The organism is Pseudomonas sp. CGJS7 (assembly GCF_036961695.1).
On the sequence record NZ_JBAMDI010000051.1, the window covers coordinates 34,240 to 57,102 of the forward strand.

Below are 22,863 nucleotides of genomic sequence, written 5' to 3' on the forward strand. Positions count from 1 at the left end.
GTTTCAATCAAGGATGCAGCAAATTATGAGCAGTAAGGGTAAATTTAAGGGCTGGGGTTTAGCCATTGCCATGGTCGCCCTGCCGATGGCTCTGGCAATCATCTACTACGCCGCGTTCGCAGTGGACCGTTTTGTCAGCTCGTCCCAGGTTGTAGTCCGTCAAGACGGCAACAACCAAGCCGCCCAAGTTCCTGGCCTTGCAACGTTGCTGACCGGAACCAACCCAGCCTCGCGAGAAGAAACCCTTTACTTGCGCGAGTACATCACGTCAATGGACATGATGCTGCTCCTCGAAGATCGAGTTCATTGGATCGAACAGTACGCTGCCCAACGCAGCGACGTTTTCTTCTGGCTGGACAAGGACGCAGAACGCGAAGACTTGCTCAGCTACTATCAAAGGATGGTTTCAGCGCATTACGATGAAACCACCGGTCTACTCCGCGTTGAAGTTCAGGCATTTACTCCGGATCTTTCTGAGAAAATGCTGCGGACCATTTTGCAAGCCAGCGAGCACTTTGTAAACGAAGTAAGCCACAATATTGCACGCGAGCAAATGAAGTTTGCCCAAAGTGAACTTGAAACAGCTCGAATCAATTACGCCAAGCGCAAAACTGAGCTTTTGACCTTCCAGAATGTAAATAAGGTGCTCGACGGCGGTAACTCAGCGCAAAGCCGCGCCACGATCATTGCCGACCTGGAAAGTCAATACACTAAAGAACAAGCACTGCTTATAGAAATGAGCTTCAAGCTTCGCGCTGACGCACCTCAGATCCGCCAGCAGCGCCAAAAAGTGGAAGCCATCACACAGCAACTAGCGAAGGAAAAGCGCCTCCTTGTTTCTTCCCCTCAGGGCTCTCAGCTGAACGTAGTAGCCTCTCGCTTCCAGCAATTGACCCTAGATGCAGGCATTGCTGAAGAGAGCTACAAGACCGCTGTTGCCGCTGTGGACAATGCTCGTATTGAGGCAAGCAAAAAAATTCGCACGCTGGTCACAGTAGTGAGCCCCAATACACCGCAGCTCGCCCTGTACCCAGAACGTTGGTACAACTTGGCAACAATTTTGCTTGGTCTTTTGATGCTTTACGGCATTACCCGCTTCATTTTGGCTTCGATCGAGGATCATCGTGATTAAATCCCTGTCTGTCTCTCACGCCTTAAAACTGAAGGTGGCAGCACTGGCGTTGGCATCGTTGAGCCTTGCTGGCTGCGGCGGAACGCTTTCTGGCGCCGGTCCCTACAAAGGTGCAATCGAGAGCAAAACTGATGCGTATAATTTGGTCGATATCAACGCACAGACTATTGCTCCGTATATGCGAGGCGCCCCGGCCCCAGCGCTGGCAACCGTGACCAAGCCCTTGTCGCCCGAAGTTCGCTTGATGCCTGGGGATACACTTAACGTACTCATTGCCGATACGGCGCCTGAAGGATCGGCCTTGTTTGCCCCCTTGGCCACGGGCGGAACGCAGCTGAAATCGCGCATTGATGCACAGGGGATGATGTCCCTGCCCTACGTGGGGCGACAGTACGTAGCCGGCATGACGCTTAATCAGGTTGAAAATCTCATTCGTCGTCAACTGAAGGGGATAACGACTGACGTGCAGACGCATGTGGAGTTGGTAGGCGACCTATCTGGGTCGGTTCTGGTCGCTGGCGCGGTCAAAACACCCGGTCGATTCAGTACCTTGCAGGGCCCGCTCACACTTCTAGATGCAGTCAACCAAGCCGGTGGGCCAGTTCTTGAACCTCATCTCGTTACTGTGACAGTACGTAACGGCAGCCAGGTCCAAGAGTTTAATTATGATGAGATCTTGGCGGGCAATAATATGGTATTGCGCCCCAACTCAGAAGTCATTCTTGAGAGAGCCCGGCAGCGCTTTGTCGCGATGGGCGCTGTAGCTTCACCAGGCCTGAAAGATTTGCCGGATCGCAACACCAGCTTATTGGATGCCCTTGGTACAGTCGGCGGCTTGCGCGAGGGAAGCGCCAACGCAGAAGGCGTTTTCATTTTCCGAATGGAGTCCGCAAAATCCAAACCTACTGTACTACGACTCAATATGCGTGATCCGGCAGCAATCTTCTATGCTCGCCAAATGATCGTAAAGCCAGATGACACTATCTATGTAACCAATGCAGCGGTCTATGAGTGGCAAAAGGTCATTTCCCCCATTGTTCAAACAATGGTTCTGGGCCGCGCGACCGGGGTTAATTAACAGTATTAGTAAGGCGCGCCCCATATTAGGCGCGCCACTCCGAGCGGTCTACCCTCAGGTGCTAGCTGCCAGTGAGTGTAACCTTTCGATCAGACGGACCTGAATGAATGGCAATCCCACGATGAATGACATTTCAATTATCGTACCTCTGGACTTATCACAGCGCCCGCTGGATATCTTGCGGAAAGCCATGAGGATGTCTGAGGCCGCCGAGCGCAATCGAGTAGCGCTAATCTTTGCTTTAAACGACCAAAACAGCGCATACGATCGACGGCTTAAAAACGCAAGTAAAGACTTCAAGCACGTCACGCTCATAGCTGACAAGCACTATGCAGGAGCAGTCAATCCAGCACTGCTACGAAACAGGGCTTATGATGCAGTGGATACCAAATTCCTTGCATTACTGGATGTCGATATTTGGCCCGACTTCTCTCCATTAGAAAAATATAAATGCATGATAGAAGACGGATCTGCTCCTTTCTATTTTCTACCTTGCATGTACCTTACTGCAAAGGGCTCAAAAGATCTGTGCCGAGGGAAAACAACACCAGCCCTGCTGAAAGATAAGTACTTTTCTTTCTCCAGGAAAGAATTTTTGCATCTCGCAAATCCTTCCTCGGTTACTATTATGAAGAGTGAAGATTATCTAAAAGTTGGAAAATTCAACGAATCCTACAATGGCCATGGATTTGAAGATTTTGACTTCATGATGCGTTTAGCCAAACACCATAGAAAGCTTCGTCCCTGCAAAGAAATGATGCTCAACAAAAGCGCACGCTCTCCTCTATTCACTTCTGGGTTCCGTCGCGCACTTGGGCGCCTCTCCCTTGACGCCTTAATTAACAAAGATTTTGTTTTCCATCTATACCATGAGCGCCCAAGCGTGATAGCGCACAAGGAAAAACGGGAGGAAAACTTCTCTCGCTTTGTTAACACGCACGACATGGACTGGGGGCAAGAGACTTCCAAAAGCCTACTTGAAGAATTTATCGAAGCCTGTCGCTTATCCGAACGCAGTGTAGATGAATATTCAGCCTTGTTCGAAAATAAGCCAGGCCATATTGACAGATTCGATACATTCAAACGCCGCTTGAGATTTTTGCTAAATGAATAGTAAGCCCGTAAAGTACAAAAAACTTCGAAAATTTTTTCGCGATCCGAATATGTTTTTCTATGACATGTTCCGCAAACGCGTATTCAAAGGTGCTCCTCCGGCAGCAATCAAAAACACGGAGGCCAGCCCGCAGACTGCTGTACGCAGCGTTGATCTCTTAGAGGTAAATCGACTCGGCCTACCTGAATACATCAGAAAGTACCTAAACGCTGGTATTGGAGCAGAGGACGGCGTTGACCCAAACAGCCTAGTGCTGTGGAGCGGCTATCTCAATGGGTTGATCAGCTTCATTGCAGGCCTTCGAGAGTCAACTCCTACAAACGTTACTATTTACACCCTTGGAGGTGGCTATAGCGTCGCCGCCAAAGTGAACGAGCGTTTTGACGCAAAAGCGGTAAGCAGCGCACTCGCTCAGCGACCTGATTTTGTCGTCGAACTTTGCAATATTCTTGGTGAAACTCACGTTCTTCATTTCTATCTTTATGATCTAGCTCCAACAGGCGAAGCAACGATGCGCTCTGGTCGCGCCTGGCAGCGCCGTTTCCCAATTGATCGTTTTGACGAAATATACGCTCCCAAAACCAAGCGTGAAGATTATCAAGCAATTGATGCGGTCTATACATGGGTCAACCATGCTGATATAGGCTGGCAGAAACTGTGGACAGAAACCTTCCCTGAGGAAGGTTTCGATCCAGATCGTTACACTAATAACGATGAGCTTCGCTATTCATTACGCTCTCTGAATAAATATGCCCCTTGGCTGAACAAAATTTATATAGTTTCAAACTGCCAAAGGCCAGAATGGCTGCGCGACGATAAAAAAGTGGTATGGGTAAGTCATGAAGCTATTTTCCCAGATACCAGTGTACTTCCAACATTTAACTCTCATGCCATCGAAGCCTGCTTGCACAAAATCCCCGGACTTAGTGAGAACTTCATATATCTGAATGACGATTTTGTACTAGGCCACCCTTGCCTACCTTCTGATTTCTTTGATGAGATCGGGCGATCACTCGCCTATTTCGAGCCCTACGGTATGGCAGATGATGAGATCACCGAGGAAACTCCTGACTACTTAGTGGCAGCAAGCAACTCTCGGAAACTGCTGCGAAAGCTGTTCCCAAGCTATCAAGCGAAGAACCTACACCGGCACGTTCCCTATTGCTTAAAGAAATCTATTTTGGAAAAAATCGAGCAACACTACTCAGATGCATTTTCAACCACGCGAGCAGCCAAACGCCGCAGCCTGGAAGATATCAATCTGACTTCTTTCCTTTATCACCATTTTGCTTATGCTTCTGGCCTTGCGGTGAAAGCCGATGCTCCTGGCATTATCATCCGACCCACGAACATTGAAAAAGTTGTGAATAAAGAGCGATTCAAATATAAACTCATATGCTTCAATGATGGCAACGGAAGCGCCGAAGATACAACTTATAAAAATCAAACTCAGAACTTCTTCAATCACCGTTTGTTCCAAAGTGCACCATGGGAACGCCATAGCCAGATGGCCAACCTAAACTAGCACGCAAGTAAATACAAACGAGGAGCCAATCCTATGATTGAGAAACTATTTAAATCAATTTTCCCCGCAATAAGTATCGACAAAATGGTTGGGGAAGATACACGTGCACTTAGCCTTAAAAAGATCCCTCTCTCAGAGCTTGCCGCAAAAAAAATATTGCCCGAGCTATTTGATGAGACCTGCATTCTCTACACTACTGAAAAAATTTTCAACGATATCCTGCAACGTAAAAAAAACGTTGAAATTAAATTTCTTGGTAAAAAAACCGTCTCACACTGCAAACTCGTGATTCTCAGCGACTCAGCTCAAATTAGAATCATGTTCCGCCAGAGCCATGCAAAAGTGTTCATCGGTGCAAATTGCGAAGGGAAATTCGACATACGGCTAAACAATTTAAAGCCTGAGATTTGCGTAGGTGAAGCTGTGACCTCAAGAGGTATCCATATCGCTGTGCATGGCAACGGCATTAGCATTGGTAAGCAATGTTTGATTGGTGAGGACGTAGTCATTCAAGGCCATGACGCTCACGGAATTGTAGATATCGAGACAATGGAGTTGATCAACTCCGATGATTCACACACAATTGTTGAGCCTCGGGTGTGGCTTGGCAAACGTGTTATAGTTTTACCGGGAAACAGAATAAGTGAAGGCTCCATTATAGGAGCGGCTTCAGTGGTTACCAAGGATATCCCAGCCTGCTCTCTTGCGGTTGGCATACCTGCCAAAGTAATAAAGAACGGAGTAACTTGGTCTCGTTCACGCTACAAAGTTGATGAAGAGTGCAAAGAATTCGTCAGAAGCCTCTGAACGCCACAGACCATCTCACTCAAAACAATTTGACTCATAATCAGGAAGATCACATGAGCACTCGTGCTAAAACTGTAATTACCTATGGTACCTTTGACTTGTTTCACGTCGGCCATGTGCGCCTCCTGCAGCGCGCAAGATCACTGGGTGACCGCCTTATCGTTGCCGTCTCCGAAGACAGCTTCAACGAAGGCAAAGGTAAGAAATCGTACTCGAGCTATGCGGATCGAAGCCAACTTGTTGCTGCGTGCCGTCATGTCGACCTAGTCATCCCTGAACTCAACTGGGAACAGAAGCGTCAAGACATTATCACTCACAATGTTGACATTTTTGTGATGGGGGACGACTGGGAAGGTAAATTCGATTTCTTAAGCGACATATGTGAAGTCGTATATCTGCCACGCACACCAGATATTTCCAGTAGTCTGATCAAATCTCATTTAAAAACCCCAGCTACGACAGCAGTCGCCTGAGGTTAAATAAAATGAGTGACGCCAAACAGGTTCATTACACCTACGTAGCCAGCGAAAACCTTCGTCTATTGGAACAGGAATTCGCGGCTGGCATCAACTCTCATTTGCTAGGTTGGGAAGCGACTGAGGCCCCTGTTTCTACTCGGCCAGGGGCCGTCAATGTTACGTTCTTCATCTACCGGCGAGCTCACGTCATGATGTCGCATGGCGTAGCTGATAAGAACTATCTGACCCGCAGAGACCCTCAACGGGGTTTTGAGATAAATAAATATCGCTCGGTATGTGTGCCTGGGGACTGGTTAAAGCATAAGTTACTAAACACCAAAGGTGTAGAGCTAACGGCCAACCAGATCAAGGTCGTTGGCTGGCCAAGAATTGACTCCCTAGTTCAGGCTCAGAAAAAGAAACTAGCAGAGCTAACACTTGCAGATCGCTTGAGAAAAATGTCTCCTTTCCGCAAGATCAAAGTACTTTGGGCTCCCACCCATAATGCAGAAAGCAAAGTCGGACCAATCTCAAGTTATCCTGGAATGATCCCTTATGAAGAAAAACTACGAGAACTGTTTGATTACGACTGCTCTCTGCATCCCAATTTGCGCGAATCAAAAAAACCAACATTTGAAAAATTAATCGAGGCGGATGTCGTCATTGCGGATCGAGGCACTCTCGTCTATGAAGCTTGGGCGCTAGGTAAACCGGTGATATTCCCCTCCTGGCTGATTGGCGAGGGCAATCTTTACGATAACTTGGGGTCGGCCGAAAGCCACATTTATCATCAGAGACTGGGTCTACACGCCGACAGCTTTGAAGAAATGGTAGATATGATTCGAACAGTAAAGCAGCCTGATTTGCAAACATTGCAATTCATGGAGTCATATCTCCCACGTCGTACCCTAGGCAAGTCTTACGAGCTTATTGCAAACGCAATCAATGAAGTCTGGGACTCAGGTAATTTACGCTTAGCCAAAAAAGTATCTAAACCCATTCAAACTTAAGACCCATTATATCTACACTGCTTAAAAAGTGCTGCGACAGGGCCTGTAAACGCAACAGGCCCAGAGCCATCCAATAGATAAGGAGCGCCCAATGTTTTCGTAAACCTAGAATTTTTCAGACGCCCCATGCATCCAATGCTAAGTTAAGAATGTATATTACAAATCTTATCGCAACGCCATAGCCATGGATAGTTGCCCCCCATAAATCAGGAATCCTAAGCCCTGAGTCTAAAAATCCGGAGGTTCGATGATAGTAACCCAGGAGCAGGCGCATCAACTGTGGACGAGTCGAGTACTTTTCCGCTTGAACTCCCCGAGACCTACCCAGCATAAATACGGCTGGTTACAGCTAGGTATAGACATTCCAATACACAAGACCGTTAGAATTGAAAGCCACTCCGCCTTATACAAGGGACCTTACAAAGGCTGCGTAGGCGGAGGAAAATACTCTGGTTTGTGTTCAATTGGCGCCCTCTCCTATTCTTACTCAGCACTACCAGAGCCCATGAAAGTTGGAAGATACTGTTCCATATCAACAGGCTTGGTGATTCTCGACTCTCACCACCCCATGGATCTCGTTACAACATCAATAATTACGTTCCGACCCGGCAATGACCTAGTACGTGATTTCACTTCCGCAGAGCAGACCAATCAATACAATTGGCACAAGTTTGACAGGAAGAATTACCCAATTATTGGGAATGACGTTTGGATAGGAAGAGATGTAACGCTGCGCATGGGGATAACTATCGGGAACGGTGCAGTAGTCGCAGCGGGTAGCCTCGTGACAAAGGACGTTCCCCCCTACGCAGTAGTTGGTGGAAATCCAGCAAAAATCCTGAAATATCGCTTCTCGGAAAGCCTTATAAAAAAGCTGTCGAGTCTTAACTGGTGGAACTATGATCCACGTCGAATCTGCGAAATCGGGTTTAGCGACCCAGAGGTTTTTTGCACAAAGCTAACGGAAACCATTAAGGCTGGTGAAATCGATATCTTTTCACCCAAGGTGTTCGAATTCCTTAGCGATATTTAACACGCTTCAAAGAAAATCAAAACACTATCAGAATGAATAAAATAGGCTGAGGAAATGAATACCTCAGCCTATTAAATAGCGCCAGAGTTAACTGGCGCTCACACTATTTCGCAGCCATAGAAAAGTCGTTATATGCAGTAGCGTTATACTCACGCGCATCAAATTTCCGCGGGGTAAATGTACCATTAATAATTTCTTTTACTCCTTCTGCCAGACCTTCCGCGGAAAGTTCAGTAAGAATTCCTAAGCCATTTGCCAGGACATCATCTGGCCCAGGAATATTGGTTGATACGCAAGGTACATTCAGAGTCATAGCTTCAAGAAGCACAATACCTTGCCCCTCATAGTCCGAAGAAAGTACGTGGCACTGTGAAGCCTTAACAAACGGGAACGGATTTCGCTTAACTCCAAGCAAAATAACTCTATCCCTCAGGCCCAGCTCCTTAATAAGGTTTTCTAACTGCGCGTAAAGTGGCCCAGTACCCAAAATATAAACCGCAATATCGTGCCCCTGATCGACCAGCACTTTAGCCATTTCAATAAGTCGAACCTGGTTTTTTTCAGGCCACATACGAGCAACGTTTACAATTTTGAATCGACTATCTGATCTCAGCGCACTGAGCCCCTCATCATCAAGATCGATATCTGCATCATTAATAATCCGATTGACATCAAGCCCATTTCGCACCAAATGAAACTTATCAACAATCTCAGGATTAATCGCTCTGAAACTTTCTTTATTAATCTCCATTGAGCTTCCGGACACATTCAGGAATGCATCATACTTTTCATAGAACTTGAAGACCTTTCTCAAGTTCGGCAAGCGTTTCTCTGACTCTTCCAGCATATCATTATGAAGGTAGATAAGATGACGATTCGCAGGTAAAGCAGCCATGAAGCCAGCCCAGAACGGATGATACCCCTGATGCTCAACGCTGAAATCGGCTTCCAGAGGGCCCAAAACACGATAGCACTCTTGTCGGCATGCAATCTCATACACCTCCTGCATATCCGGAGAATAGAAGAGGCCCTCTGAGTTAAACTTATCGGAAACCCATTGCTGCTCTAGGCTCATTGAGGTCCGGCCGCTTCTGAAAATGACGTTTGCAACTTCTTCTAGCTTGCGGATCGCATCGAACCCTGCTTCTTCCTTACGCAACTCCACGGAGTCCAGCAAGACGACCACTTCATTGCCTTGCGCTGCCAAGTTTTGTACCAAAGAAATTGCTGATGTAGCAACGCCGTTGATAGTGCCTAACGCAGATCGTACTACAACTGGCTTTTTATCGTGCCGTCTAACACAATGATCACTACCGTGATTAAAGAAGAACTCAACTACACGTTGTGTAGATCTCCCATCTTCAACCCCACAGAAGTTTTCATGGAACTCTCTGTAAGCATCATTAACATATAGACCAGGATCGCCGAGAGCGCTATGAATCAAAGCACTCAACTCTTCAGTGGTTTCACACTGAGGCCATGGAAGTTGATCCCGCTCAAAGTACAAGCCCCGCTCATCTTTGTATTCATCCCAATCAGGAATGAAGTGAAGCACTGGACGCTTGAGCGTCATATAATCGATGATGATTGAAGAGTAATCTGAAATTAAAACATCTGCCACTGGCAACAATGCATTTGTATCAATGGACTGCGGCGCCAACTTAACAGGCAAGTTCAACTCAACAAGTTGCTTCTCTACCAAATGATGGCCACGGAACAATAAAACATAATCATTCGATATAATACTTTTAAGCTGCTCAATCAGATACTCTGCTTCCAACTGCGGTGAGTTCCAGCTACCCCGATAGGTTGGTGCAAACAAAACAACTGGCTTTCTTCCGGTGATGCCCAAAGAAATTCGGATTTCATCGACTTTATCATGATCGATATTAAATAGCTGGTCATTACGCGGATAACCGCTGATTAACTGTGCCCCTTTTAAAATTCGATCAATGCTGTGACCTTCAACTTGTGTCTGACGAGTATGCTCGTTAGGGAAAATTAAATGCGTAGCATGCAAGAAGTTCCGAGCAGTGTTAGCACGGGTATACGGTGGCGTATTCATCGCTCGTCCAAGCGTTTTCAACGGCGTACCATGCCAGGTATTTAGGTATTGCTGACCAGCCTTTCTAACAAAGTACTCTGCAAAAGTACCATTGCAAATTAGATATTTGCAGGTCGAAATCAAACGCAGGTAGAGTGCGCTCCCTCGCTTTACAAAGAAGACATTCCTTAAACCTTTATATTTTTGATCTACGCCCGCAATATCGTTCACTACCCAGAAGTGGTTACGGTCTGCGTACTTTCCATCGGCAATCAGATAATCGAAAATTGCCAGTGGGTTGCACGCCATTGAAGATCCGTTGTGAACCTCATAGAGTATGGCATCCTCCATGAGCGGTAGAAGATCTACGTATTCTCTGTAGGTGGCGTGGAAGTTAAGCGCATGGTCAGTCAGGAATTTGTCTTCATACGCACCGTGGGGACGCTGAATAATTTTATACGCCTGGAATGCTGCACAAGCCCTCTCCCCTTCTCCAGCCAGCGCCCAAAGTTTGCCCAGCTCATAATACATCTCCGGATTATGCTCATTGGTACGCCAGATGGCTTGCTGTACAGCCTCTGCTGCTGGGCCTAGCTTACCGAGCGCTACCAACACTTTGCTATACAACATCCAAGTATTGGGATTCGTGCAATCGCGCTTGAGGCGAGCCTCAATCAGATCTGCCTCGGATAACTTGTTAGTCAGACCAGTAGAGAGTGAAATCAGTTTCGCTACTTCTCTCTCCTCAGCATAAACAGCGGCATTTTCCAGCCCTTTGTGAGCCAGTTCAGTGTCGCCGCGTTGCAAATGAGCCTCGTATAACTCAAGCCAAGCCCCACTTACACTGGGGTTTGTCTCCAGATCAGATTCGACGTTTTCGACACGGTACGACATCAATGACGCTTCATACCGTCTCTTGTCAAAATCTACAACTGCCGCTTCGCCTTTGATGGCAAGGAAGAAGTTACAGGCTTCGTCAAAACGGCCCATCTCGACCGATACCATGCCAGCGCGATAACGCCATTCAGCAAGCCCTTTACCTCCCAAACGAATCGCATATTTGTAGGACTCTAAAGCCTGGGAGTATTTCTTTTGGCGCTCCAATGTGAATCCGAGTCGGAAGTGAGAATCTGCCGATTTCATTCTTAAGCCGACGGCAGTACGGTAAGAAGCCTCCGCATCAGCCCAAAGGTAGCATCGCTCTTGCGCCCTACCCAATCGGAAGTTGAGGTCGAAATCAAACTTTAATACGAGCTTATGGTCAGTGAATGCACTACTAGCTTTCGACCATCGTCCAGCAGCAGCATGGAAGGTACCGATACCGTACTTGTCCGCTTTATGTTTCTTATCAAGAGAGCATGCCTTATTATACGCCGCAATAGCTGCAGGTAAGTCGGCGGGCCCTTCATGACAATCATTTTCATAGCAATACCCTAAGCGATAATACCACTCAGCAGGTACTGTACTACTTAGATCTATAGCTTTTGTATATGCAGCAGCAGCGGATCGGAAATGACCCATTTTCTTTTCTGCCACAGCCAACCGGTGATAAACATCTGCATCATCATTGGAAATTTTTAGAACATTTTGCAGGGATGATATAACCTGCCACCACTTATGCTGCCCTTGAAATGCCATGGCGAGCTTATTGTTCAAGCTCACATCATCTGGGTAGATCGAAAGCAAGCTCATCAGCGCAGTCTCTGCCTGGGCCCAGTGCTTTTCTTTCAAATTCAGATCAGCTTGCTCACGAGCTTCTTTTTCACTCTCGAGCAAAAGCGGATCACTTAAATGCTGTAACAAATTACATATCTTTGATGCGCTGTTTGACTCTTCGAAATTATTAATATAATCCCTGCAGAATGCTCTAACGTCTTCGGCAATTTCGAGCTCATTGGAGTTTTCAATCAGCGTAAGAAACTCCTCAAAGCTACCTGGATGATAGCCGAGGTTTCGTCGATATATTTCCGCCTCAGCTGATTTTGGGGCCTTGTCAAATATCGCATCTCCTACGATCCAACGTGGGAATATGACAGGCTTACCAAGCGCCCAAGCTTCATATGCTAAAGATGTATAGTCAGTGACTACTACATCCGCCTCGATCAACTCCTGAGTAATCGGTTTCTTGTTAACCTTATTACGCGGATCTTCAACAACTACCAAAGTACAATGGCGACCAAGCTCTTCAATATAACCCGAAAACTTTTCGCTTGAGCTCATAGCATTGCCGGAGGGATCAAACCAGTTTCCGTGAATGGGCGCATACAACACACGTGGAGTCGAATCTGTAGTTACTCTTCTGTAATTCTCTTTCATCGACCGGAGGTAATCTATTCGTGGAGACCCTACTACGACGATATCTGAAGATTGCAATCCAAGTTTTTTATCCTTGAGTAAGCTTCTGGCCAACCACAGGCCCGGCACTAAAATTTTTTTAAAATTGCTCAGCACAGATGTGCCATCACTCTGCAGCTGATGAAGATGTTGCCGGTCAGCCAAGTCGAACATCAAGAAAAGATCTGCGTCTACACCTGCAAAAAGCGAGATACTCAGGCATCCCTCGGAGCTAGCATCTGGCGACGCCTGAATCCAGTCGAAGTGCCCTCCATCTACCGCCTTAATTTGCGAAAATATTTGTGTACGAAGTAGGCGTAAGTTCTCAGAATCATCACCTAACAATTGCACCTGACGCTTGCCCTCGACATTCAGAGTGTCCGACAGTAGCAAAGAGCCATCAACATTTACAACTTCAGTCATCACGCACCTTTCGGGAATACCTAGCTTAAAATTTGTCAAGAAATTAAGTTTCTACTAACAATCCATCGTTACTCAAACCCTCATGATCTTGCTTGAACAGTATCCTGATGCGAAGCGCAATGACCTTCTCATTTCGGCTTGCGTCAAAAACGATGAATGATACCCTAGCCATGGTTCGATTTAAACACAAAAACCAAGTACGTCAACCTATTGGCGCCACAATATTGACTCATGTTCCTTGAGGCTGCTCCCATGCCGGGCAAATTTAAGATTGCACTCGCCTTCTGCTTATTGGCCAGCCATTGTCAGAGCTCATTTGGATGGGGAGAGGAAGGCCATAAGGTAGTAGCCCTCATCGCACAGAAACAGCTCACCCCCGAAGCCAGAGCTAATATTGATCAAATAATGCAGCGGTCTGCTAACGGCGAAATCGCAGACGTCGCCTCTTGGGCAGATCTGATGCGTGGCAATAGCGCTGTGCCGCAGATAAGCCATGTTGTAAAAATACCTTTTAATGCGCGCAGCTACTCGGAGCGGCGAGACTGCTCAGGCAAATATCGATGCGTTATTGCTGGCATCTACGATGCTGAAACCGAGCTTCAGAAGTATATGCGCACTAAACGCATAACAACTGAAACGCAATATGCCTTGAAATTTTTGATACATTATGTAGGGGATGTCCATCAGCCCTTGCATGCGATACAAGAGACCGGCAATATGCGTACCCTCCCAAGCCGTCAAAGGTGGAAACTCCACAAGGTTTGGGACACCATCATAATCAGGAGCATGCATCAAAGCCCTGAGTCTATGGCTAGAAGGCTTCTCAACAAACGACAAAGCGTTGAGCAAAGCACCCCCGAAGACTGGGCAATGGAGAGCCATGACATAGCTAAACGGGTAATTTATGGAGGAAGTTATGCCCTAGCCAAGACAAAACACCCAATTCGACTGGGCGATGACTATTATAAGGCAAACTCACCAATTGTTGACGAGCGCTTACTAACAGCAGGAACTCGACTTGGACGCCTTTTAAACTCAATATTCAAATGAACTTTCACTGAAAGCTAATTTAGCTTCAAATTTAGATTAAGGTTTATCATGATCAAGAAGTGCTTATTTCCCGCAGCCGGCTATGGCACCCGTTTCCTACCCGCCACTAAGGCAATGCCCAAGGAAATGCTGCCTGTTGTTAACAAGCCACTTATTCAATATGGGGTAGAAGAGGCGCTTGACGCAGGCCTTAGTGAAATTTCCATTGTAACAGGGCGCGGCAAACGAGCCCTGGAAGATCATTTTGATATTTCTTATGAACTTGAAAATCAAATCAAAGGCACAGACAAGGAAAAGTATTTGGTCGGCATTCGCCGGTTGCTTGACGATTGCTCATTTTCTTACACTCGCCAAACTGAGATGAAAGGGCTGGGCCACGCAATCCTGACTGGCCGCCCGCTAATTGGCGACGAACCATTTGCTGTAGTTTTGGCAGACGACCTCTGCGTCAATCCGGGAGGCGATGGCGTCCTCACACAAATGGTCAAGCTCTACAAACAATTCCGGTGCTCGATTGTAGCGATTCAAGAAGTAGCACCAGAAGAAACCCACAAATACGGCGTAATTGCAGGCGACATGATTCGCGATGATATATACCGTGTCACCAACATGGTGGAGAAACCGAAGCCAGAAGACGCACCCTCAAATCTCGCCATCATCGGCCGCTATATTCTGACTCCTGATATCTTTGATATTATTTCCGACGTAGAGCCAGGCAAAGGTGGCGAAATTCAGATCACCGACGCACTGATGAAACAAGCCCAAAGCGGCTGCGTTATAGCCTACAAATTCCAAGGCAAACGCTTCGACTGCGGTGGAGCTGAAGGATACATCGACGCAACAAATTTCTGTTTCGAGAATTATTACAAAGCAGGCAAAGCATACTGAATTTGAGAAGGGGCATTTATTAATGCCCCCATCAGGTACTTGCAAAGGGCAAAGCGTTTCAAGCTATACGACATCCAAACAGTAGCACTTTGTAGGAATCTGATAGAGTGAAATATTCATAAGCATAACTGCGATATTCACAGTCTGAGCACCAACATCGGGATGGTCGTTTATCAACGAATTGACTGAATTAAGATAATCAAACTGCCTTCCTACGCGTGACTTTTTTACTATCCGATTAATATAATCATATTGCGGCGAGCGCGAAGAGTAAACAATTGAGATACTCTGCTTCAACCTTAAATCAGAGTCTAAAATACGCGCAAAAACCTGCTGCTTGCTTTCAGGGAAAGTTCCAATCGTAAAATGAGAGTCCCTGAAAACGCTCTCATAGTATTCATCTGAGACGATAGGGTCGACGACAACAGCATTGAACCCACCCACAACCCCATGATAGAGAGCGCCTGTACCCCCTTTCGACGCCCCATACAGCGTGATACTTTCCTTTTCTACGCCTAACTCTTGACCAACTGTATTAATTAACGATGTCACACGATGAGCAAACTCTGGATCCGCATTGTTATTCAGGTAGAAACTACCTACAACGCCCCCCAAATCTGCGATACGCAAAACTGCAGTATCGGCAGGCAAATACTTGCCGATAGACTTGAAATTAAAAGTAAACAGCCTCATTAGGCTAGACGTAAAAATGTCCTCGCCAATAGACGAAAACACCACCAACATCCTGGATGCCTTATGAACTTTCGGGACTTCCAACTGGTAGACCAGACCGTGGGCAGTCTTGAATTCACCAGCCTTAACCCTATGCCATAAATCTGGTACCACGCTATTCCGAACAAAGCTTGACATATGGTCATTAGATTTATACAGGCTAAACCCGGCGTTAGCTAACTCGACCACATAAGATTTAGCAAGGGGATTTTTTCGACTAACATGGATAAGATTTTCGCAATCTCCATATGCCGAGTGATCTACGTGAACATAATCTATCGAATTTAGATCCGCCAATACTTCAGCGACCTGCCCCCCCAGTACAACCTTTTTTGTCTTTGTCGCCATACCCAATCCGCGTCTTCTAAATCGAAAACATAGGAGTATCGACCGCCTATCACACCAAGTCAATAGCTTGAGAGTTCTCTACTAAGCTTTCTTCATTATGGATCAAATGCAGCGTCCATCCCAAGCCCGAGAAAAATAGAATAAGGGCAAACAAAAGCAAGGCTGCGATCAACATAATCCTGACCCTCTGGATAATGGAACCTTACGATCAACTTCGGCTGTCCACCTTGAAGATCATAGGGCTCGCAATATTTCAGTTTATGTGTCAAGAGCTGACCGATCGTCGGCAACGTGAAAGGCCACGCACCTATCCATCACCCCTCCGCCCAGAGACGATCAAGGTGATGGACCAGCTGACAATACCTCAGTCGAAGATTTCGACGATTCCACTGACCTCACCCGTAGCCGCATCCCGGACAGCCAATGCACGGATTTTATTTTCGTGCATGTAGCCTTCGGCCTCAGAGATTAACGCGTCAGAAGCAATCTCATGCGGATTAGCAGTCATGAATGCTGAGACCCGCTCAGCCACTACACCAGGGTTTTCTAGAAGCGCTCGCCGCAGGTCGCCGTCAGTGACAATACCTACAAGCCGACCGTCGTCAGCCACCAATGTAAGACCGAGACGCCCCTGCGTCATAACGAGCAGGCAATCATGGAAGGTCGTGGCTGGAGTAACGAACGGTGCTGGACTGTGCATTACATCAGAAACCCGCGTTAAAAGCTTCCTACCCAAACTTCCACCAGGGTGATAGCGAGCGAAATCCATAGGCTTGAACTCTATCGCCTCAATCAAAGCTACTGCCAATGCATCGCCCATCGCCATAGTAGCAATAGTTGACGTAGTAGGAGCGAGATTATTAGGGCAGACCTCACGCTCGACGGATATGTCCAGCCAGATATCAGCGTGTTGCGCCAGCGTCGAAGTTCTGCTCGCTGTCATTGCAATGAATTTGTTTCCAAACGATTTCAAGCTTGGAATCAGCTTTATAAGCTCTTCGGTTTCGCCGCTATAACTGATGAGAATCAGAACATCTACAGACTTAAGCATCCCCAAGTCGCCGTGAAAGGCTTCTGCGGGATGCATGAAAAAGCTTGGCGTCCCAGTAGATGCGAAAGTGGCAACCATTTTCTGACCGATCAAGCCAGATTTGCCCATCCCACAGACCACCGTTCGCCCTTTACACCCGAGAATCAACTCTACGGCTTTCTGGAACTCACCATCCAATCTGTCAGCCAGCTGGGTAACAGCTTGAGCTTGGGCAATGAGGGCTTCTTTGGCGATGGTAAGGTGGTTCATTTCCGTCCCTGATGCTACGGGTTTGCGAGAACCTGGATCTTAAAGTCTTTAGGACGCGAAGCAAAGGATTCTGGCGCTAACCGACCACATAAGCTTGCTCAGCATCAATCGACGACCACTCCAGCCTTGCCGATGAGAATCCCCCGATGCGCCTGCCCATGACAGGACCGAACATGGCGCGACAGCTTGACGGGGCCGGCTACGCCTCCTCGCCGGAGAACTTTTTGTTGTACGCAGGGCTCTGATAACGCAGGATGTCCACCCCCAAAAAAATGCGTACAGCCAAGACGACTACGCCTGACTAGAATTGATGACTGTTCTCCCCCCCCCTACCGCACGAGGCAAAACCCACTTCCGCTGGTTTCGGGCTTCGCTCGAGCAGCACATTCATACCCTGATCCCAGAGTGGAAAGGGGCGCCCCTAACTATTACCAGTCGGGACCTGAGGTCCAATGCGTCGTTTGTAAATTATGTTCGCTACCACCGCCTGATCGACCCTGCCACAGGGGAGCCAATGGATGTAGTGGAAAAATCGATTCGCAAGCTGGCATTCATTGGCAGCCAGGAAGCTCGGTTCCACCGTCATGACGGGATGCTGAAAGGCACGATCTATTTTCGCTACCCCCCCTGCCTAGGCGTAATCGAGACGCCATGGGAAAGCTTAATTTTCACCCGATACGTACGAGGACGACCACCCCGCATGGAAGCTATCGGCTTTCATTTGGCCCGCGGAATCACCGAGCTCGAAACTCGAAGTCATGACTACCTGCAGGCCAGGCTGAGCTCCAAGAATCTACTCCTCTGGAGCATGGACTTTTTCCAACCATGGTTCATGCTGCGGCCACGCTTCAATTTTGCGCGTTGCCTTCCTGAATTGGAGCGACTTGCGCTCGAGGATTGTCGATTCACGGGCATTGCCGAACATCTCAGGGGGTTCAAACCGTTGCTACGCGATCTTGCACGCATGGCGCAGCAAAGCCCCAAATGCATCAGCCACATGGACTATCTGCGAAAGAATCTCTTCATCCGCAAACGCCGCCTATACCTCATCGACTGGAGCGAGGTAAAAATTGGCCGTGTCGGATTCGACGGAGGGGCCTATCTCGGGAGCCTTTTTCGCCGAAAGGAGATGCCAGCCTTTCTCGTTGCTCAAGCTCAATTCAACAAGACCTACCGCGAGACCCTGCCTCTGCATTTCGACCAAGAAGACGCGATTAGAAATCAACGCTACATCTTCCTGCTGACAGCCCTCTATCACTGCCTGAGGGCAGAGACGATTCAGGAGTACAAGGAGCAAGGCCGCTTAGCCGTTCTCTTGGAAAAGTACCGATACCTCCTGACAATGCTTTGATCTGATCTCATTTTGATGGCACTGCGTAAGAAAATCAGCTGAGCGGACCAGTTTTTTTCTCCGAAAGCCGTCCAAAAAATAATGAATCTGTATTAAGATTTGCGCCCTTCAATTCCCTATGGATTCAGAAGCCTTCTTGCGCTTTGCTGCCCGCACACGGAACGCTGCTGCACGTTTATGGACGACGTATTGCCTCGCCCCCACTTGCTGATCCTTTCAAAAGGCACTCAGAAAATAGCCACTCTGCCTGCCTTACTGCCCGACTTTGCGTTGCAGGGCGGCAGCGTACGTGACATGCCAAACGCGGACTGGGTTATGGCGTGGGGTCGTAAGCCCAGCGCACTCATTGCTCTTGCTGAAGCACAAAAGGCTAGGAAACCTGTGCTGACTGTGGAAGACGGTTTTCTGCGTTCAGTCGGACTGGGTGCTGACGAAGCACCACTGTCGCTGATAGTTGATGCTGTGGGCATTTATTACGATGCCTCCCAGCCATCACGTCTTGAGCAATTGATCGCCGAGCCGTTATCTCCCGCAGAACATGAACGGGCAAAGAGGCTCCAGGTTCTCTGGCAGGAACAGCGAGTCTCAAAGTACAACAATGCCCGTATAGAGGACCCTGTTCTTCCTGCCAACTGTGTGCTAATAGCCGACCAGACGAAGGGCGACGCATCGTTACAAGGCGCTGGCGTTGAAGATTTCGGCAAAATGCTCGAGGCAGCGTTGGAGCGACATCCAGATTGTACGATCCTACTGAAAGTACACCCTGATGTCGTAGCAGGGAGGAAAAGTGGTCATTTTGACCTGGCTTCAGTGACACAGAATCCGCGCATTCAGATTTTGGCTCAGAGCATTCATCCTGCCGAGCTGCTGCCTCGTGTTCAAGCAGTATACGTAATGACCTCCCAATTGGGATTCGACGCCTTGTTATGGGGCGTCCCTGTCTATACTTGGGGCATGCCATTTTATGCAGGCTGGGGTTTGACGGTAGATCGCCTACCTGCTCCTGCACGTCGTAAAATCGTACCTCTCACCCAGGTGATCCATGCTTGCTTGGTGCGATATCCACGTTATGTGTGCCCGGAGAGAGGTGTTCCAAGCACCCCTGAAGCGTTAATCCGCTGGCTAGGGCTACAACGCAGACAGCGCAGCCTAATACCTGCTGCCGTGCAAATTTGCGGCTTTAGCCGATGGAAAGAACCTCTCGCCAAATTATTCTTCGATGGAAGCGCTATTCGTTTCGTAAAGGCTAAGAAGCAACCATCCGCATCGATGCCTGTCGTCACTTGGGGTTGTAAATATGATAATCGGCTGATTGGGCACCCTCACTCAATTCATCGCGTTGAGGATGGCTTCCTGCGCTCTGTTGGTTTGGGTGCCGGTAAAGCTCGGCCTTTGTCTTGGGTAGTAGATGACTTGGGCATCTATTACGACGCGACCCGCGCCTCACGCCTAGAACGAATTCTAGCTGATGATGCGTTCGACCAAGCCTTGCTGCAGCGTGCCGAAAGCTTGCGGCATGCTATTTGCAAGGCAGGACTGACCAAGTACAACCTACCTGGTTACTCTTGGGAAAGGCCTTCTACAACAGCGCAGGTTATCTTGGTAACCGGTCAAGTGGAGGGTGATGCATCCATCAGCTTCGGCAGCAACCGTATTCATAGCAACCTGCAATTACTACGGGCAGTCCGGGAACAGAACCCGAATGCCTGGATCTTGTACAAGCCACACCCGGAGGTAATTGCCGGCACCCGAGCTCGTGGCGATGACGAAGAGCAGACGGTGCATTGGTGCGACGAAATTATCGGCAACACGCCCCTGCATCAATTGCTGGAAGTGGTTGATGAAGTGCATGTGCTCACGTCCCAATCGGGCTTCGAAGCGCTTTTGCGCGGCGTCCCGGTGACCACCTATGGTCAGCCATTCTATGCCGGCTGGGGCCTTACTCGGGACATGGACCTTCAACCGCAGGTACAGGCACGCCGAAATCGAACACTAACCTTGGACCAACTGGTGGCAGGAACGCTCCTTCTCTACCCCACCTACGTAAGCCGTATTACCAATCGTTTCACAACAGCTGAACAGACTCTATACGAACTACAGAATTGGCACGCGCTACCGCCGCAGCCAGGAGCTACCTCCCGATGGCAGGACTTGAAACGACGCTTGAGCAGTTTGTTGGGCATGAAGCGCCTGACCAACTGAACACAAGGGCGACGCGTGGTCCTCTGCTGCGCGTCCCCACCTGCAACTTTCTGTTTCTACAAGGCGTAAGCTCGCCTTTTTTTGCTCGCCTTGCCAAAGGTCTACGCGACATCGGCCAGTATGTGCACAGTGTGCGCTTCAACGTTGGTGATGAGTTATACGGGGCCGATGGCCCGAACATCGCTTGCCCGAGTAACGCCGATGGCCTTGAAGGCTGGTATGCCGATACTTTCCGCCGACTGGACATCACCGACCTTGTCCTGTTCGGCGACTGCCGCCCGGTACACCGCACGGCGATAAGGCTTGCCCGCCTGCAAGGCATTCGCGTGCACGTCTTCGAGGAAGGCTACTTCCGCCCTTACTGGATCACTCTGGAGCGCGACGGCGTCAACAACAACTCGCGCTTGCCACGGGACCCGGAGTGGTACCGCGAAGTGGGCAAATACATCCCGCGCTACCAAAACGGCAACTCGTTCAAACTGTCGTTCACCGCGCGCGCAGCACATGATGTGATGTATCACACCGGTGGCGCCCTTAACGCCCTTTTCTACCCGAACTACCGAACCCATGCCCCCTTCAACGCCGCAGTGGAATACGCAGGCTTCATTCGCCAAGGCCTGCGCCTGCTCCGCGCCCGCAGCCGCGACGACGCTCTGGTCGCCGATGTCGCCCGTGAGCGCCAGCCCACCTTCCTGCTGCCGCTGCAGTTGGACAGCGACGCACAGATCCGCGATCACTCGCCGTTCGACAACATGACCCAGGTCATCGAGCACGTGATCGACTCGTTCTCGCTGCACGCCCCGTTCAATGCCCGCCTGCTGGTCAAGAACCATCCGCTGACGCCTGGCCTGGTCAACTACCGGCGCGTCACCGAGGCGCTGGCCCGCGAATACGACGTAGCCGACCGGGTCGAGTTCATGGAAAGCGGGCATATGCCAACCTTGCTCTCGCACATCAATGGCATGATTACCGTCAACAGCACCGCCGGGGCTTCGGCGCTGCTGCACGGGCGCCCGACCATTACCCTGGCCGACCCTATCTACGCCATGCCCGGCCTTACCCACCAAGGCAGCCTGGCTGATTTCTGGCACACCCCGGACATGCCGGACATCAAGCTCTTCCATCGCTTCCGCAACACGGTCATCCACACCACCCAGGTCAACGGCGGCTTCTACACCGCCTGCGGCATGGACATGGCCGTGGCCAACTGCCTGGAAGTGCTGATGGCGAAAACCTCAAGAATCGAAAAATACCTATGAGTTCGCATGCCTCACCCCGCTGCATCCTCATCACCGGAGCCACAGGCGGTATCGGTGGCGCGTTGGCGCCTGCCTACGCCGCCCCGGGGGTGACGCTGATCCTGCAAGGCCGGCGCCAGGACCGCCTGGCCGAAATGGCCGAACAATGCCGCGCCCTGGGTGCCCAGGTGTTGCTGGAAGCCCTGGACGTGCGCGACCTGGACGCCCTGCGGGCCATGGTGCGCCGGGTTAGCGAGCAGCATCAGCCCGACCTGGTGCTGGTGGGCGCAGGGCTTAACACCGCCGTAGGCGCCAATGGCGAAGCGGAAGACTGGGAGGACAGCCGCGCCCTGATGGAAGTGAACGTGATGGCCGCCCTGGCCACCGTCGAGGCCGCCCTGCCCGCCATGCGCAGCCGTGGCGACGGGCAGATCGCTCTGTTCAGCTCTCTTGCGGGCTGGCGTGGTTTGCCGGTCACACCGACCTACAGCGCCAGCAAGGCCGCTATCCGTGTGTACGGCGAGGCCATCCGCGACTGGCTGGCGCCGGAAGGGGTGAAAGTGAATGTGATTGTGCCGGGGTATGTGGAGTCGAAGATGTGCTTCGAAATGCCCGGGCCTAAACCTTTTCTGTGGACCGCCGACAAAGCGGCCAGGCGTATCAAGCGCGGGCTGGCGGCGAACCAGGCGCGTATCAGCTTTCCGTTCCCGCTCAACCTGGGCACCTGGCTGCTGGGGCTTATCCCGCAGTGGCTTTCTTCGATGATCCTGCGTGGGTTGAAGTACAGTGATTGATG

At 49.4% G+C, this 22,863-nt stretch carries 17 protein-coding genes; 14 read left to right on the forward strand and 3 right to left on the reverse strand.

What is annotated here, in order from left to right; translation table 11 throughout:
- Positions 1–25: 25 nt before the first annotated feature.
- From V7787_RS26950 to V7787_RS26985, 8 genes are all read left to right on the forward strand, one after another.
- Positions 26–1,132, forward strand: a complete 1,107-nt coding sequence (locus tag V7787_RS26950) for an ABC transporter permease (RefSeq protein ID WP_336090316.1) — start codon at positions 26–28, stop codon at positions 1,130–1,132.
- Positions 1,125–2,210, forward strand: a complete 1,086-nt coding sequence (locus V7787_RS26955; RefSeq protein ID WP_336090318.1) for a polysaccharide biosynthesis/export family protein — start codon at positions 1,125–1,127, stop codon at positions 2,208–2,210. Before V7787_RS26950 ends, V7787_RS26955 begins: the two co-directional genes overlap by 8 nt.
- Before the next feature lie 103 nt (positions 2,211–2,313).
- Positions 2,314–3,324, forward strand: coding sequence for a galactosyltransferase-related protein (locus V7787_RS26960; RefSeq protein ID WP_336090320.1), 1,011 nt, complete (start codon positions 2,314–2,316; stop codon positions 3,322–3,324).
- A complete protein-coding gene (locus V7787_RS26965) occupies positions 3,317–4,849 on the forward strand; it encodes a stealth conserved region 3 domain-containing protein (RefSeq protein ID WP_336090321.1) in 1,533 nt (510 codons plus the stop codon). Before V7787_RS26960 ends, V7787_RS26965 begins: the two co-directional genes overlap by 8 nt.
- 33 nt (positions 4,850–4,882) lie before the next feature.
- Positions 4,883–5,656 carry an acyltransferase gene (locus tag V7787_RS26970; protein WP_336090323.1) on the forward strand — a complete coding sequence of 258 codons (774 nt, stop codon included), beginning with the start codon at positions 4,883–4,885 and terminating at the stop codon, positions 5,654–5,656.
- 53 nt (positions 5,657–5,709) lie between these two features.
- A complete protein-coding gene (gene tagD, locus V7787_RS26975; protein ID WP_336090325.1) occupies positions 5,710–6,129 on the forward strand; it encodes a glycerol-3-phosphate cytidylyltransferase in 420 nt (139 codons plus the stop codon).
- 11 nt (positions 6,130–6,140) lie between these two features.
- Positions 6,141–7,124 carry a hypothetical protein gene (locus V7787_RS26980; protein WP_336090328.1) on the forward strand — a complete coding sequence of 328 codons (984 nt, stop codon included), beginning with the start codon at positions 6,141–6,143 and terminating at the stop codon, positions 7,122–7,124.
- A 304-nt stretch (positions 7,125–7,428) separates the two neighbouring features.
- A complete protein-coding gene (locus tag V7787_RS26985; RefSeq protein WP_336090330.1) occupies positions 7,429–8,157 on the forward strand; it encodes a CatB-related O-acetyltransferase in 729 nt (242 codons plus the stop codon).
- A gap of 103 nt (positions 8,158–8,260) precedes the next feature.
- Here V7787_RS26985 and V7787_RS26990 read toward each other — a convergent pair whose 3' ends face one another.
- Positions 8,261–12,958: a CDP-glycerol glycerophosphotransferase family protein gene (locus V7787_RS26990; RefSeq protein WP_336090333.1), complete on the reverse strand. Its 4,698-nt coding sequence runs from the start codon at positions 12,956–12,958 to the stop codon at positions 8,261–8,263.
- Positions 12,959–13,210: 252 nt separating this feature from the next.
- On the opposite strand from V7787_RS26990, the gene V7787_RS26995 reads away from it, so the two are divergent.
- On the forward strand, positions 13,211–14,008 hold the full coding sequence (locus tag V7787_RS26995) for a S1/P1 nuclease (protein WP_336090335.1): 798 nt from the start codon (positions 13,211–13,213) through the stop codon (positions 14,006–14,008).
- 48 nt (positions 14,009–14,056) lie between these two features.
- On the forward strand, positions 14,057–14,896 hold the full coding sequence (gene galU, locus V7787_RS27000; protein ID WP_336090336.1) for a UTP--glucose-1-phosphate uridylyltransferase GalU: 840 nt from the start codon (positions 14,057–14,059) through the stop codon (positions 14,894–14,896).
- Between the two features lie 63 nt (positions 14,897–14,959).
- On the opposite strand, the gene V7787_RS27005 is transcribed toward galU, so the two are convergent.
- On the reverse strand, positions 14,960–15,976 hold the full coding sequence (locus tag V7787_RS27005) for an XcbB/CpsF family capsular polysaccharide biosynthesis protein (protein WP_336090337.1): 1,017 nt from the start codon (positions 15,974–15,976) through the stop codon (positions 14,960–14,962).
- 364 nt (positions 15,977–16,340) lie between these two features.
- Positions 16,341–17,276 (reverse strand): KpsF/GutQ family sugar-phosphate isomerase, encoded by a 936-nt coding sequence (locus V7787_RS27010; protein ID WP_336090338.1) that lies wholly within the window; start codon positions 17,274–17,276, stop codon positions 16,341–16,343.
- A gap of 514 nt (positions 17,277–17,790) precedes the next feature.
- On the opposite strand from V7787_RS27010, the gene V7787_RS27015 reads away from it, so the two are divergent.
- The 4 genes from V7787_RS27015 (at position 17,791) to V7787_RS27030 (ending at position 22,861) form a co-directional block, all read left to right on the forward strand.
- Complete coding sequence (locus V7787_RS27015) at positions 17,791–18,627, forward strand: phosphotransferase (RefSeq protein WP_336090339.1); 837 nt, start codon at positions 17,791–17,793, stop codon at positions 18,625–18,627.
- 177 nt (positions 18,628–18,804) lie between these two features.
- Positions 18,805–20,829 (forward strand): capsular polysaccharide biosynthesis protein, encoded by a 2,025-nt coding sequence (locus V7787_RS27020; protein WP_336090340.1) that lies wholly within the window; start codon positions 18,805–18,807, stop codon positions 20,827–20,829.
- Positions 20,769–22,088: a capsule biosynthesis protein gene (locus V7787_RS27025; protein ID WP_108078045.1), complete on the forward strand. Its 1,320-nt coding sequence runs from the start codon at positions 20,769–20,771 to the stop codon at positions 22,086–22,088. Before V7787_RS27020 ends, V7787_RS27025 begins: the two co-directional genes overlap by 61 nt.
- Entirely contained in the window at positions 22,085–22,861 is a 777-nt protein-coding gene (locus tag V7787_RS27030) for an SDR family NAD(P)-dependent oxidoreductase (protein ID WP_266024488.1), read from the forward strand. The genes V7787_RS27025 and V7787_RS27030 overlap by 4 nt, the downstream gene beginning before the upstream one ends.
- Positions 22,862–22,863: the final 2 nt, after the last annotated feature.